This window comes from Oceanospirillum sanctuarii (assembly GCF_002150805.1).
Lineage (GTDB): Bacteria > Pseudomonadota > Gammaproteobacteria > Pseudomonadales > Halomonadaceae > Oceanospirillum > Oceanospirillum sanctuarii.
Window position 1 is genome coordinate 305,810 of the sequence record NZ_MTBA01000004.1, and the last position, 12,775, is coordinate 318,584.

The following is a 12,775-nucleotide window of genomic DNA, read 5'->3' on the forward strand; positions in this document are numbered from 1 at the left end:
ATCCTTTAGTATCAATTTAGTACTGAATCATGCCTTGGGAAAGGAATCTCTCCGCTTAGGAGCAAACCATGAGATTCCTTTTCTTCTGTGCCAGCCTTGTGCTGTCATTGTCTGCTATTGCCGCCCCCAACTTTTCTGCTGCTAAAAAAGATGCCGTAAAGGTCTATCAGGGTCAGGAAACCAGCTTTTACTGTGGCTGCGAGTATCGCCGCGAAGGGAAAAAACTGGTGCCCGACTGGGAGAGTTGCGGCTATTCACCCCGTAAAAACGCCAACCGTGGCTCCCGCATTGAATGGGAGCATGTGGTACCGGCGTGGCACTTTGGTCATCAACTGCAGTGCTGGCAGAACGGTGGCCGCAAAAACTGCACCCGTAATGATCCTAAGTTTGCAGCCATGGAGGCCGACCTGATGAATCTGGTTCCAGCAGTAGGTGAGCTGAATGGCGATCGCAGTAACTACAAGTTTGGAATGATTCCCGGTGAACCCCGCGCCTATGGCCGCTGTGACTTTGAAGTGGATTTCAAAGGCAAAACCGCCGAGCCACCGGAGAATGTCCGTGGCGATATCGCCCGCATCTACTTCTATATGCGAGATACCTACGGTCTGCAGATCAGCCGCCAACAACGACAACTACTGGAAGCCTGGAACCGACAGGATCCGGAATCGGATTGGGAGCGTGAACGCAAACGCCGGATCGAAAAGCTGCAGGGTGCGAAGCTGCCTGTTGCAAGCCCAACACGCCCATCACAACTCAGCTGTGATGAACTGCCTAAAACTTGCAGCCGAATGACCAGCTGCGAACAGGCGCAGGCGGCATTGGCCTGTGGGAATGAAAGGTTGGATCGGGATAAAGATGGCGTGCCGTGCGAGGCGCTTTGTCGGTAGGTAAGCCGTATCAGTTCCAATTCCCGAAGAAAGTATCAGTAGTGTGAGTCGATCCAATCCATCATTGGAACGACTATAAACAGTGGCCGCCAACCTGTGCGGCCTACGCATTTTTCCGCTATAATCCGCCGCTTTCGTTTTACCGTATTCAGACCATTCAGCCTTTACAAAGAATCCTGCCGATATGCCTTTTACGCCTACTACCGCTATTCAGAAGCACCGTCGTTTTTCCGTTGCCCCTATGATGGACTGGACTGACAGGCACTATCGCTACTTTGCGCGTTTGCTCTCCAAAGAAGCCCTGCTGTACACCGAGATGGTGACAACCGGTGCGATTCTGTTCGGTAAGGATCCGGATCGTTTTCTGGCATACAACGATGAAGAGCATCCTATCGCGCTTCAGCTGGGTGGCAGTAACCCGGAAGACTTGGCCAAGTGCAGTGTAAAGGCGACAGAATTCGGTTACGACGAGATCAATCTGAATGTGGGCTGCCCGAGTGATCGTGTACAGAACAACATGATTGGCGCTTGCCTGATGGGCCATGCGGATCTGGTAGCGGAATGCATCTCTGCCATGCAGGCAGCCACTGAGGTTGAGGTAACGGTGAAATGCCGCATCGGTATCGATGAGCAGAACCCTGAAGAAACCCTGCCGCAGTTTATTGAGACGGTTGCCGCAGCAGGCTGCAAAAGCTTTACTCTGCACGCCCGTAAGGCGTGGCTGGAAGGCTTAAGCCCTAAGCAAAACCGTGAAGTTCCGCCGCTGGATTATGATCTGGTTTACCGTATGAAGCAGGCTTATCCGGAGCTTGAGATTGCGATTAACGGGGGTATCACCACTTTCGATCAGATGACGACCCATCTGGAGCATGTGGATGGTGTGATGGTGGGTCGTGAGGCGTATCAGAACCCTTACCTGCTGGCAGAAGTTGATCAGAAGATCTTTGGTCTGGATACGCCGGTCATCAGCCGTCATGAAGCTTTGGCGAAGATGCTACCGTATATCGAGCAGCAATGTTCGGAAGGCACCTATCTGGGACATATCACCCGTCATATTCTGGGGATTTTTCAGGGCTGTCCGGGTGGACGTAAGTTCCGTCGTCACATCAGTGAGAATGCCTATAAAGAGGGTGCAGGCCCTGAGGTTCTGGAACAGGCGATGGCGCTGGTTTCTGAGCAGGCGATTCTGGATGCCGCTTTTAGCGAGTAAAAGCCGCCTAAGGCTGTGACCCACTTCCTATAATGCGACCAGCACCACCTTAGTGCTATTGCGGTTCTGTTGAATTCTCTTTAAAAACAAAGAACTTAACGAACCGCAGGAAGATTCACTATGGCCAGTAAACTGGAACAACTGCGTCAAATGACCGTTGTCGTCGCCGACACCGGTGATATTGATGCCATCGCACAACTGAAACCGCAGGACGCAACCACGAATCCCTCTCTGGTTCTTAAGGTTGCTGACAAGCCTGAGTATCAGGACCTGATCAAACAAGCGGTTCAGAAAGCTAAGCAGGAAACCACGAACCCTGAGCAGCAAAAAGATTTCGCCGTTGACCGTATTGCAGTAGCCATCGGCGCTGAGATCAGCCGTATCATTCCGGGTTTTATCTCTACTGAAGTCAGTGCCCGCCTCTCTTTTGATACCCGAGCTACCGTTGAAAAAGCCCGCCGTCTTATCGGTCTCTATAAAGAGCTGGGCGTAGGTCGCGAACGGGTGCTGATCAAGATCGCCTCCACCTGGGAAGGCATTAAAGCCGCGGAGATTCTTGAGCAGGAAGGTATTACCTGTAACCTGACACTCCTGTTCTCACAGGCTCAGGCGGTGGCTTGTGCCGAAGCCGGCATAACTCTGATCTCACCTTTTGTGGGTCGTATTCTGGACTGGAATAAAGCCGCTTTCCCTGAACAGGATTTCACCGGTGCAAAAGACCCCGGTGTGCTGTCCGTTCAGAGCATCTACAACTACTACAAGCAGCACGCTTACGACACGATTGTGATGGGTGCCAGCTTCCGCAATACCGATGAGATCGAACAGTTGGCAGGTTGTGACCGGCTGACCATCAGCCCGGCACTGCTGGAGCAACTGGCCGCTGATGAGGCTCCACTAGAGTGTAAGCTGCGAGCGAATAAGCCTCTGATGCCACGCCCTGCAGCGCTTACTGAAGCTGAATTCCGCTGGCAGATGAATCAGGATGCGATGGCTACTGAAAAACTGTCAGAAGGTATCCGTCTGTTTGCTGCGGATCAGGCCAAACTTGAAGCCCAGTTAGCGCCTCTTTTTTAAGTAAGCCTAACTAACTCGCCGCTTTAGCAACAGACACAAAAAAGCCCCGGATCACTTTGCTTCAGTTAATAGCAAATGTCGGGGCTTTTCTGTATTTTGAATTTTATCTGAGGAACCGGCTTAGGATCAGTGAAAACTCTTCAGATCCGGCGTTGCCTTACAGTTTTCCAGCGCAAAAACGACGGGTTCAAACTCTTCTTTGTTGCGAGGGTTTAACCCCATCAACGTTCGGTGTGCATCGATCACTTTCTGGCGGATGCTATCAGCGCATTCATCATCCAGTACAGGCGCTTCCTCCAGAGAGTAGTCCAGTGCAATCGGTTGATGGCGCAGATTGAAGTAATGCTCAAAGCCCATACTGTCCAGTACACGGGTAATATCTTCACGGGTGCTGACGATGGTTGGCTTGCGGGTCATTACCTCTTTGGCGTTGACGGCAATTTTTGCCAACAAACCGAGAGCCGTGCTGTCGATGCCATCGGTTTCGGTCAGATCGATTACGACCGATTTAAGGTCTTCACCACCAAAAATTCGTTTAAGCAATGAATCTATGGTTGAGCAGAGTGTTAAGCGCACGTCACCCATAAATTTGAGTACGTACACACCCCGGTTTTCCGCAACCAGAATTTTGCCTTCTTGCATATTAAGAACCTGATACCGCCAACAGGCTGACATCGTCAGGGGCGTCCTGCATGCCTAACTCGGTAAAGTGTCCTACCATGGCGTCATGTTGCCCTGCAAATTGAGTTGCTATCTCTAACAGCGCTTGTTCTTTGGCCGCCAGAGAGGTTTCTTTGATCACTTCAAACACACCGTCTGAAAAGAGGGTGAGATGGTATCGCGGGTGCAACAATAACTCAAACTCCTCATAAGTCGCATCCGCAAAAAGTCCTACAGGCATCCCCTTTCCTTCCAGATAGCGCGCGCCCTCATCATCCACTAACACAGGATAAGGAAAGTGCGCACCATTACAGTAGCGCAGATGGCGGGTTTTGCTATCTAAAAGACCAAGAAAAATAGTCAGGTGTTTACCCAGACCGGTTTCCAGCAACTCGCCGTTCACTCTTTTTAAGATATCGGCAGGATTAACCGGCTCTCCAAGACGCAGAGCCCGTTTGACGTAACGGCGGATATACACCCGAAGAAGAATGGTGATAAACGCAGAGGAGGCACCGTGGCCGGAAACATCAGCCAGATAGAAGACCACCTGATCATCTGTGACCGGAAAGTAATCAACAAAGTCGCCACTCAGGTAAAGTGAAGGACAGATCATGTAACTGAAGTGGTTCTGGTCGAAACTCCAGGGAGAATCCGGCAGCATCTTCTGTTGAACGTAGCGCCCTGCTTGTTGATCCTGGCGCAGAAGATCGAGACTGGTCATCAGTTCAAGATTCAGTTGTTCCAGCTCATCATAGGTCTGCTGACTCTGCAGCAGCTCCTGCTTGCGGCTCACCGCACGCTGCAGTACCAGAGTTGTCAGGCTAAGATTCTGATCCGGGTTGAGAATGTAATCATCAGCACCAGCTTCCAAAGCGCTGATCAGGGTATCAGTAAGCGCCTCATTAGCGATAACAACCAGTGCGTAATCACGGCTGGACACCAACCAGTTCTCAAGAGAAAAAATATCATCTGCTGCTTTAATCTCAAAAACCACCAGTTTGGTCGCTTCCGGCAGCTTCGCAGGGGAGTATTCAGTAGGTAAAGGCTCTGTTTCCAGCGCATCAAGCAGCTTCTGGGATACGTGATGTTCTGAAGATGTATCAGATGATGAACCTGAGACATAAACCGCATCCAGCAATGTTGTAAGCATAAGTTCCAAGTGTCCTTAGCAATATCCTGTTGCCTGTGTCTCAAAATCGAGCAGCAGAGATAGCAAATGGATTAAGCCTGCCTATAGTGAATAGTGTAAACCCTATCATAGACAAGGGAAATGCAGATAAGTGCACTGGATCAAGTGGCTAAAAAAAATGTAATATTTCCGAGACTGCTTTTAAGTATAGGATGTCGACGATGGAATTTTTTCTGCCAAGCGGTGAAAAAAGAGCTTTTCCGAGAACACGTCTGAGCCTGAGCTGCGAACTGCAGCTGACAGAGCAAGAAGATCGTTTGCTGGGTCAGTGCCTTGACCTGAGCACAACAGGTGCACGGGTGGTGCTTTCTGAGGCAATACCATCCGGAACAAAGGCTCACTTTAAGTTGAGGGAGCATCTTGGCAAAGAACCCTTTGAAGCGATAGTGGAAATTACTCGGGTTGCTGAAATGCCTGTTGAAGTGGCTGAGGGTGATCTGGATTCAATGGAAGAACCGACACGCTACTGTGCCGGTCTGAAAATTATCGAAATTATTTGAGGCTGGCTGAAACGCCAGCCCCCACCTTCTTAGATTTTCCATCATGACGAAGCGCAACAGCCTACCTTAAAAGTCTTCGTCAAAGTCCATATCTTCAAAATCATCAAAGCCAGCATCAAAGCTGTCTTCTACGACTCCATCTTTGATCTCATACTCACGATTCTGCAGATAAGCATCACGGAAGAAAACGTATTTATCGCCGCTGATCAGGCTCTCTTTATCCAGTAGGCTTTCTCTGCGATGCACCAGATCTACAGCCAGCACACCGTAAGTTTCTTCTTCTGTCAGAGGCGCATATTCAAGCGGATTCAGCTGATAGTTCGGGTAGATGCTGAGAGAGTCTCTTAACGTGCTTGGACCAAGGAAAGGAATGACGACATAAGGGCCACTACCAACCCCCCAGACCGCCAATGTCTGACCTAGATCCTCTTTATGCTCTTCAATACCGACCCAGGTGGCAACATCAAATAAACCGAAAATACCGACCGTTGAATTGATAACAAAACGCCCGGATGACTTCAGGGCATCACCGGGTTTAGCCTGAAGGAGGTCGTTAACCGCTGTGGGGACTTCACCCAGATTACTGAAGAAATTACTGACACCGGTTCGGACAAAACGCGGCGTGATAAAGCGATAACCTTTCGCCACAGGCCGGGCGATGTAGGTATCCATCACTTCGTTAAACTCATGTACGTTGCGGTTCCAGCCTTCCCAGGGATCTCGATCCTGACTGGCATGACTGGAAACAGAGAGAAAAACTAAACCGAAGGAAAGAAGAATTTTTGTCAGAAAAACACGCATTCACAAATCCAAAAGTAAGACATTCTGTTTATCCGTACCGGAGCGTTTAAGACCCCTTCACCTCCGAGGACCAGAGTATAAAACACTCTGTCTCAGACCTCAGATACTCAGTTGAGCCCCCAACCGAACGCCATGGCCAAAGCCATCTTCCTGATCAGAAACAAAGACTGAATCTGCCTGAGAATAGCGCCACAGAGAATAAACTTTCACATTGGGGTTTGCATACCAGTTATGCCCCAGAAACCAGGAATAATAATTCTCCGTTTTCCCGGTATCTGATCGATTAACATTCAAAGCATCCACACCTGTTATCCATTCGAAACTGCCCCATGCACCTACTGGATTTGGCTGCTGAAGGATACCGTCACGACTGAAATAACGGGGTTCACCTTTGGTTAACCAACTGAGTTCAACGTAATGACCGTTTAACGATTCATCTACACCATCATGGACTGCGTTGATCTGGCGATAAAAGCTCTCTGACTGGACCGTAAAACCTTTACGGTGCCAGACAAATTCCAGAGCGCCACGCTGTTCACTATCAATCGCATTGCTCTCTGAGTTGAACAGGGAAACCGGCGAAATCAGAGCGGAATCACGGAAACCGGTATCCAGCTGGTAAGCACTCTCCTGCCAACGACTACCGACAAAGATATCTTTTAGCCCCAGACTCAGACCAAACTGAAACTGCCCCATCGCCGCAGGTTGCGTTCGGACAGCCAACCGTAAACTCCCACTCCACGGTCGACTGGCGTCACCCACGACATCAGCATTACGGTGATGAAATACTCCGAATTGGGTAGTGGATTGATCGGTAAGATAGGAAAGACGCAATCCTTCCGGATTGTCAGCATCTGTTGCTGCGGATGACGCAACGGATGGTGCCAGAAGAGTGAGATCCTGTGGGCGCGCTTGATTTTGTAAGCCAAATGACTCCCGCATACGACCAGCATGAAGCCAGAGCCCCGAACCCGAAGTCACGCCCGAAGCTATCTTGCTTGCAGGATTCGCTACGGAACGATTATTCACAACGCTGCTATGAAGAAGAATTCGTCGAAGGCGATTTGAATCACGCTGGCCTTGCTCCGGGCTAATCAGATAACCGACATAGGCTTCCTGCAGCCTGAGACGGATGTCATCCGCTTCAAGGGCGACATAGATATCTGTTCGGGGAGCAAACTCCCCTTCAAGATAAACCCGTGCAAGGGGCAGGCTGGCAGCTTCTTCTAACGCCAGAGATTTCGCCTTTGAGATACCCTGGTGATCTTCGAACTGCCCGCGAACCAGCAAGCCAAGTTTCAGATCCTGAGCTGATGCCTGACTTTGCTTTGCCCCAAGCACTCCGGCAATCAAGAGAGTAAACAGAACGAATAGCCTGATGGACAAACCCTCATTCTGAAAAAGCTGACGGTTTATCCAATAACCTGAAATACGCGAACTGGCGAACATACTTGTCCCGGCAATTGCTAAATCAGGATCAGGAAGCGGCCTGAATATCCTGATTCTGAGGTAAAACTTCTTTCATCCATTCCAGAATCAGCGGGAAGTAATCCTCTTCCGCCTTCAGATGTGTACAAAGCTCATTGCGGGCGTAGTTAGCTTTATTACCGACCTTAGAACCCAGCTTGATCATACGGCCATTGTGATGCCCCAGCTCAAACATAAAGGCACGGCAGTCATGCTCAAGGCCTCGCCAGGCTTGTTTTAAGGTAACAAAGTAAAGACTTGGCGGCAGACTGATATTTTCCATAGCTGCCAGATAATCAAAACCATCCCACTGATCTTTCCACTCACCATTACGCCACTGAAGCGCATCGGAATAGAGCGGCAGGGACTCATTTTTCTTACCGATTTTGAAGCGCTGGGAAGGGACAAAGCCCAGAAGTTTGCCCAGCTTCGGCATCATGCTGCGCTCAAGAAAGTCATACCAGAAATTTTTACGTTTGCCGCCCGGAATCAAAGCACGCTGTGGGCAGAAATGCAGAATCCCACGAACCTTATCCAACAGTTCCGGCTGTCGAGCCAACATAGCACTCCAGAGCAGGCTGCCAAACTGATAGCCCACCAGATAGATATCCTGATGACGGCAACGCTTCTCAACGGATGACCAGATAAGCGGCAGATCTTCCTGCAGTACCTGCTTCAGGCCAAAAGGCTCCAGCTTCAACTGATCATTGGTAGCATCACGCCCACGCAGCTGACAAACAAAAACATCGTAACCCTTTTCCGCCAGATAATAGGCCAGACCTCCGCCCCGTACCTGATCAAAGAACACATCACTCCCCTGCATTAAGCCATGCAGCATCAGTACGGTTCCCTTTACCTCACCATTGCGGGGTGTAAAACGGTGCAGCCCTGCGGTCATCATAGGGGTTACCGGTAAAGAGATTCGTTCTTCGATAATTTGGCGATCTAAAGCCATCAGGTTAACTCACTCCATAGTTTATCCAGCCGTTTTGCCGATACCGGCATTGCGGTGCCAAGTTGCTGTGCAAACAGAGATATCCGGTACTCTTCCAGCATCCATCTGAAAGGTAATAACCGGTTGGCACTGCCTTCACGCTGCTTTAATTGTTCTGCTTTGGTTTGGTATTTTTCCCAGAGATCCGCCAGCTCCTGACTCCAGAGCTGATCCCGCCCCCGGTTGATTCCCGCCTTATCCAGACGGATCAGAATACCTTCAAGGTATCGCGGTAATGCCTCCAGCCACTCTGGCCCGGTCTGATGTAAGAAACCGGGGTAGACCATATGTTCCAGCTGAAAGCGAATATCGCTGTAAATAAAAGCCAGCGCCAGCGGAATTTTACCCTTTAAGCTCTTTTGAATCTCATGATTTAATTTAAGAATTGTGTGGCAAAGCTTCAATACTACTTCCGCTTCTTTGCCAATAGATTCTCTACGGCTATTCAATAACTCGGCAAATGCCTCTGCATCACGGGGCACCAAATCGGTTTTCGGGTCTGCTGTCGCATCCAATTTAAAGACACGATCGAACACTGCCAGCTGCAGATCCTGCACAAACTGCTCTTTTTTACCCAAACTGTTAAACAGCAAGGCGGTCTGATTCAGACCCGGCAGGGATTTCTCAATCCATTTCACCTGTTGCGGCAAGGCCAGCATCAGCAGGCGACGGACACCCGGCCAATGGTTGGCTTCGGCTTCGCCCTGCAGATCAAACAGGCTGACATCGACACTATCCTTTTTATCCACCAGCGCTGGGAAGGCTTTCAGGACGATACCCTGCTGTTCCTGTTCCAGAGCCTCCGGCAAGGTCAGATCCGAAGGCCATTCGGTTAAACCCTGACGCTTGAAATTGTCATCACCGCTGATACGTACCTGCTCAACGGAATGGCCGGAGAACTGCTCCAACAGCTCAGCAAGATCCCGGGACTGACCGATCACTTTGCCTTTAACGTCCACCACCTGAATCAACATCTTCAGGTGAGGTTCCAGAGTATCTGTCTGCCACAGGGCCGGATCGATACGCAGGCCGGTTTTACGACGCAGGCGCTCGGCCAGATGGTCGGTCAGCGGCTCATCACAGGGTTCCAGCAACGGCAGAATCTGATCGACATAATCCGGAATCGGCACAAAGTTTTTTCGCACCTGCTTGGGCAGGTTTTTAATCAGCGCGATGCATTTTTCTCGCAGCATACCGGGCACCAACCACTCCAGCCGGTTTTCATTCACCTGCTGCAGACCTGCTACCGGCACCTGAATACTGACACCATCCTGCTGTTTGTTATCCGGCTCGAACCGATAATCCAGCGCCAGCTTCATACCCTGTAACCCCAGCTGATCGGGGTATTGGGTTTCCAGTGCAACCTCATCCGGATCACGCTGTTTCAGGGCATCCGGATCAAAGAACAGAATCTGGGAGTCGTCTTTTTCAGCGGTTTTACGCCACTTCTCAAAGCTGGAACCGTTGTAGATACCCTCAGGAATACGCTCATCGTAGAAGCGGAACAGGGTGTCATCATCCACCAGAATATCCCGGCGGCGCACCTTGGATTCTAACTGTTCGACATCGGCAATCGCCTGTTGGTTATAGCGGTAAAAGGACGCTTTACTGTCGTACTCACCTTCCACCAGACCGTTACGGATAAAGATCTCACGAGAGACCACAGGGTCGATCGGGCCGTAATGCACCCGACGATTTGGCACCACCGGCAGGCCATACAGGGTGACCTTTTCATCCGCGACCACCTGAGCACGCTTTTTCTCCCAGTGGGGTTCACTGTAGCTGCGCTTGGTCAGGTGTTTGGCGTAACGCTCCACCCATTCCGGTTCGATTTTTGCCACCTGACGGGCATAAAGGCGGCTGGTTTCCACCAGTTCTGCCGCCATCAGCCATTTAGGCTGCTTTTTGAACAGTGCTGAGCCAGGGAAAATATGGAACTTACGGTTACGCGCCCCCAAATATTCACGGTCTTCCAGCTTCATACCCAGATGGCTCAACAAGCCCGGCAGCAGGGATTTATGCAGATCCGCAGTACCCGCCGGATTGGAATTAAACTCAAGCTTCAGCTCTTTACTCATCAGTTTCAGCTGATGGTGCACATCACACCATTCGCGCATACGCAGATAAGAGAGGAAATTCTTGTGGCACCACTTGCGGAACTGGCTGTTGGAAAGCTCCTGCCGCTGCTCTTCATATCCGTTCCAGAGGTTCACATAGGCGAGGAAGTCCGAGTGATCGTCTTTCCACTGCTTGTGTTTCTCATCTGCCGCCTGCTGTTTGTCGTGCGGGCGTTCCCGTGGGTCCTGAGCACTCAGGGCACTGGCGATAATCAGCACTTCATTCAGCGCGCCGTGTTGTGCACCGGAGAGCACCATACGACCGATACGCGGATCAATCGGCAGGCGCGCCAGCATACGTCCCACTTTGGTCAGACGCTCTTTGTCATCCACGGCACCCAGTTCATGCAGCAGACGGAAGCCATCACGGATAAAGCGATTATCCGGTTTATCGACAAAAGGGAAAGATTCGATCTTGCCCAGACGCAGATTCAGCATCTGCAGAATCACCGAGGCGAGATTAGTACGGCGGATCTCCGGATCGGTAAACTCCGGTCGTCCCATAAAGTCTTCTTCGCTATACAAACGGATACAGCAACCTTCAGCGATACGGCCACAACGACCTTTCCGCTGATTGGCACTGGCCTGAGATACCGCTTCTACCGGCAGGCGCTGTACTTTGGAGCGGTAACTGTAGCGGCTGATACGGGCAGTACCCGGGTCGATCACATAACGGATGCCCGGCACGGTTAGAGAGGTTTCCGCCACGTTGGTGGACAACACAATGCGGCGTCCAGCATGACTCTGGAACACCTTGTTCTGCTCTTTGGCACTTAAGCGGGCGTATAACGGCAAGACTTCCGTACCCCGCAGATTGGCGCGACGCAGTACTTCAGCGGTTTCCCGGATCTCGCGCTCACCGGGCAGGAAGATCAGAATATCCCGCGGCCCGGTGCCCCACTTGCGTTCCCGCTCGATCTGCTCAATCTCTTCCACTGCTTCCAGAATGCCCTGATGCAGATACTGATCGAAGTCTCGCTCGTCATCTTCTTCCAGCTCCATCAAAGGGCGGTACAGCACATCTGCAGGGAAGGTACGACCAGAGACTTCAATGACCGGAGCATTGTTGAAGTGCTTAGAGAAACGCTCCACATCGATGGTGGCGGAGGTAATAATCAGCTTCAGATCAGGACGTTTCGGCAGCAGCTGCTTCAGGTAACCCAGCAGGAAATCGATATTAAGGCTGCGCTCATGGGCCTCATCGATAATGATAACTTCATAACGATTAAGAAAACGGTCGTTCTGGGTTTCCGCCAGCAGAATACCATCGGTCATTAGCTTAACCAGAGTATTGTCTGTTACCTGATCGGTAAAACGAACCTGATAACCCACCTGCTCACCCAAAGGCACTTTCAGCTCTTCGGCAACACGGTCGGCAACGGTTCGGGCGGCTAAACGACGGGGTTGGGTATGGCCAATCAGACCTTTGGCACCCAAACCCAGATCAAGGCAGATTTTCGGAATCTGAGTGGTTTTACCGGAACCGGTTTCACCGGCGATCACTACAACCTGATTGTTTTTGATCGCTTCAGCAATGTCCTCTTTCTTCTGGCTGACCGGCAGATTTTCAGGGTATTCCACCTTAGGAATCAGCTTGGCCCGCTCTCCCGCTTTCCGGGCTGAATGCGCAATCTGAGCAGAAAGCTTCTGCAGTTTCTCCTCATCATTTTGCTTCTTCGCCTGACGCCAGCCCTGCTGCAGCCGGAAACGGTCTTTCAGCATCACCTTGGCCAACAAGGATTCAACCTGAGCATGGGTTAAGTCTTTCTCAGGTGCAGCCTTATATTCAGGCTGTTCCGGGGCAGCGGTTTGCGGGGTAGTGTCTGAAGCCATGCAGGGAGAAACCTCTGGTAAAACTCAACGCGTATTCTGAGGA

At 50.9% G+C, this 12,775-nt stretch carries 10 protein-coding genes; 4 read left to right on the plus strand and 6 right to left on the minus strand.

Features of this window, described 5'->3' with window-relative positions; translation table 11 throughout:
• Positions 1-68 precede the first annotated feature (68 nt).
• The 3 genes from BV405_RS08385 (at position 69) to tal (ending at position 3,171) form a co-directional block, all read left to right on the plus strand.
• Positions 69-887, plus strand: a complete 819-nt coding sequence (locus BV405_RS08385) for an endonuclease (protein ID WP_086480419.1) — start codon at positions 69-71, stop codon at positions 885-887.
• 184 nt (positions 888-1,071) lie between these two features.
• Positions 1,072-2,097, plus strand: a complete 1,026-nt coding sequence (gene dusA, locus BV405_RS08390) for a tRNA dihydrouridine(20/20a) synthase DusA (RefSeq protein ID WP_086480420.1) — start codon at positions 1,072-1,074, stop codon at positions 2,095-2,097.
• Between the two features lie 120 nt (positions 2,098-2,217).
• Complete coding sequence (gene tal, locus BV405_RS08395; RefSeq protein WP_086480421.1) at positions 2,218-3,171, plus strand: transaldolase; 954 nt, start codon at positions 2,218-2,220, stop codon at positions 3,169-3,171.
• A 126-nt stretch (positions 3,172-3,297) separates the two neighbouring features.
• Here tal and BV405_RS08400 read toward each other — a convergent pair whose 3' ends face one another.
• Together BV405_RS08400 and BV405_RS08405 are read right to left on the minus strand one after the other, a co-directional pair.
• Positions 3,298-3,813 carry an STAS domain-containing protein gene (locus BV405_RS08400; protein ID WP_086480422.1) on the minus strand — a complete coding sequence of 172 codons (516 nt, stop codon included), beginning with the start codon at positions 3,811-3,813 and terminating at the stop codon, positions 3,298-3,300.
• A gap of 1 nt (position 3,814) precedes the next feature.
• Positions 3,815-4,981 (minus strand): PP2C family protein-serine/threonine phosphatase, encoded by a 1,167-nt coding sequence (locus BV405_RS08405; protein ID WP_086480423.1) that lies wholly within the window; start codon positions 4,979-4,981, stop codon positions 3,815-3,817.
• Positions 4,982-5,181: 200 nt separating this feature from the next.
• On the opposite strand from BV405_RS08405, the gene BV405_RS08410 reads away from it, so the two are divergent.
• Positions 5,182-5,520 (plus strand): PilZ domain-containing protein, encoded by a 339-nt coding sequence (locus BV405_RS08410; RefSeq protein WP_176330088.1) that lies wholly within the window; start codon positions 5,182-5,184, stop codon positions 5,518-5,520.
• Between the two features lie 66 nt (positions 5,521-5,586).
• Here BV405_RS08410 and BV405_RS08415 read toward each other — a convergent pair whose 3' ends face one another.
• From BV405_RS08415 to hrpA, 4 genes are all read right to left on the minus strand, one after another.
• Positions 5,587-6,321: an MlaA family lipoprotein gene (locus BV405_RS08415; RefSeq protein ID WP_086480425.1), complete on the minus strand. Its 735-nt coding sequence runs from the start codon at positions 6,319-6,321 to the stop codon at positions 5,587-5,589.
• Positions 6,322-6,420: 99 nt separating this feature from the next.
• Positions 6,421-7,770 (minus strand): porin, encoded by a 1,350-nt coding sequence (locus BV405_RS08420; protein WP_086480426.1) that lies wholly within the window; start codon positions 7,768-7,770, stop codon positions 6,421-6,423.
• Positions 7,771-7,798: 28 nt separating this feature from the next.
• On the minus strand, positions 7,799-8,743 hold the full coding sequence (locus BV405_RS08425; protein ID WP_086480427.1) for an alpha/beta hydrolase: 945 nt from the start codon (positions 8,741-8,743) through the stop codon (positions 7,799-7,801).
• Complete coding sequence (hrpA, locus tag BV405_RS08430; RefSeq protein WP_086480428.1) at positions 8,743-12,732, minus strand: ATP-dependent RNA helicase HrpA; 3,990 nt, start codon at positions 12,730-12,732, stop codon at positions 8,743-8,745. Before hrpA ends, BV405_RS08425 begins: the two co-directional genes overlap by 1 nt.
• Positions 12,733-12,775 lie beyond the last annotated feature (43 nt).

What these genes read in the sequence shown, in the direction of transcription:
- BV405_RS08400 (WP_086480422.1), bottom strand. Translation starts at nt 3,813, where the DNA reads ATGCAAGAAGGCAAAATTCTGGTTGCGGAAAACCGGGGTGTGTACGTA.
- BV405_RS08425 (WP_086480427.1), bottom strand. Translation starts at nt 8,743, where the DNA reads ATGGCTTTAGATCGCCAAATTATCGAAGAACGAATCTCTTTACCGGTA.
- hrpA (WP_086480428.1), bottom strand. Translation starts at nt 12,732, where the DNA reads ATGGCTTCAGACACTACCCCGCAAACCGCTGCCCCGGAACAGCCTGAA.
- dusA (WP_086480420.1), top strand. Translation starts at nt 1,072, where the DNA reads ATGCCTTTTACGCCTACTACCGCTATTCAGAAGCACCGTCGTTTTTCC.
- BV405_RS08415 (WP_086480425.1), bottom strand. Translation starts at nt 6,321, where the DNA reads ATGCGTGTTTTTCTGACAAAAATTCTTCTTTCCTTCGGTTTAGTTTTT.
- BV405_RS08385 (WP_086480419.1), top strand. Translation starts at nt 69, where the DNA reads ATGAGATTCCTTTTCTTCTGTGCCAGCCTTGTGCTGTCATTGTCTGCT.
- tal (WP_086480421.1), top strand. Translation starts at nt 2,218, where the DNA reads ATGGCCAGTAAACTGGAACAACTGCGTCAAATGACCGTTGTCGTCGCC.
- BV405_RS08410 (WP_176330088.1), top strand. Translation starts at nt 5,182, where the DNA reads ATGGAATTTTTTCTGCCAAGCGGTGAAAAAAGAGCTTTTCCGAGAACA.
- BV405_RS08420 (WP_086480426.1), bottom strand. Translation starts at nt 7,770, where the DNA reads ATGTTCGCCAGTTCGCGTATTTCAGGTTATTGGATAAACCGTCAGCTT.
- BV405_RS08405 (WP_086480423.1), bottom strand. Translation starts at nt 4,981, where the DNA reads ATGCTTACAACATTGCTGGATGCGGTTTATGTCTCAGGTTCATCATCT.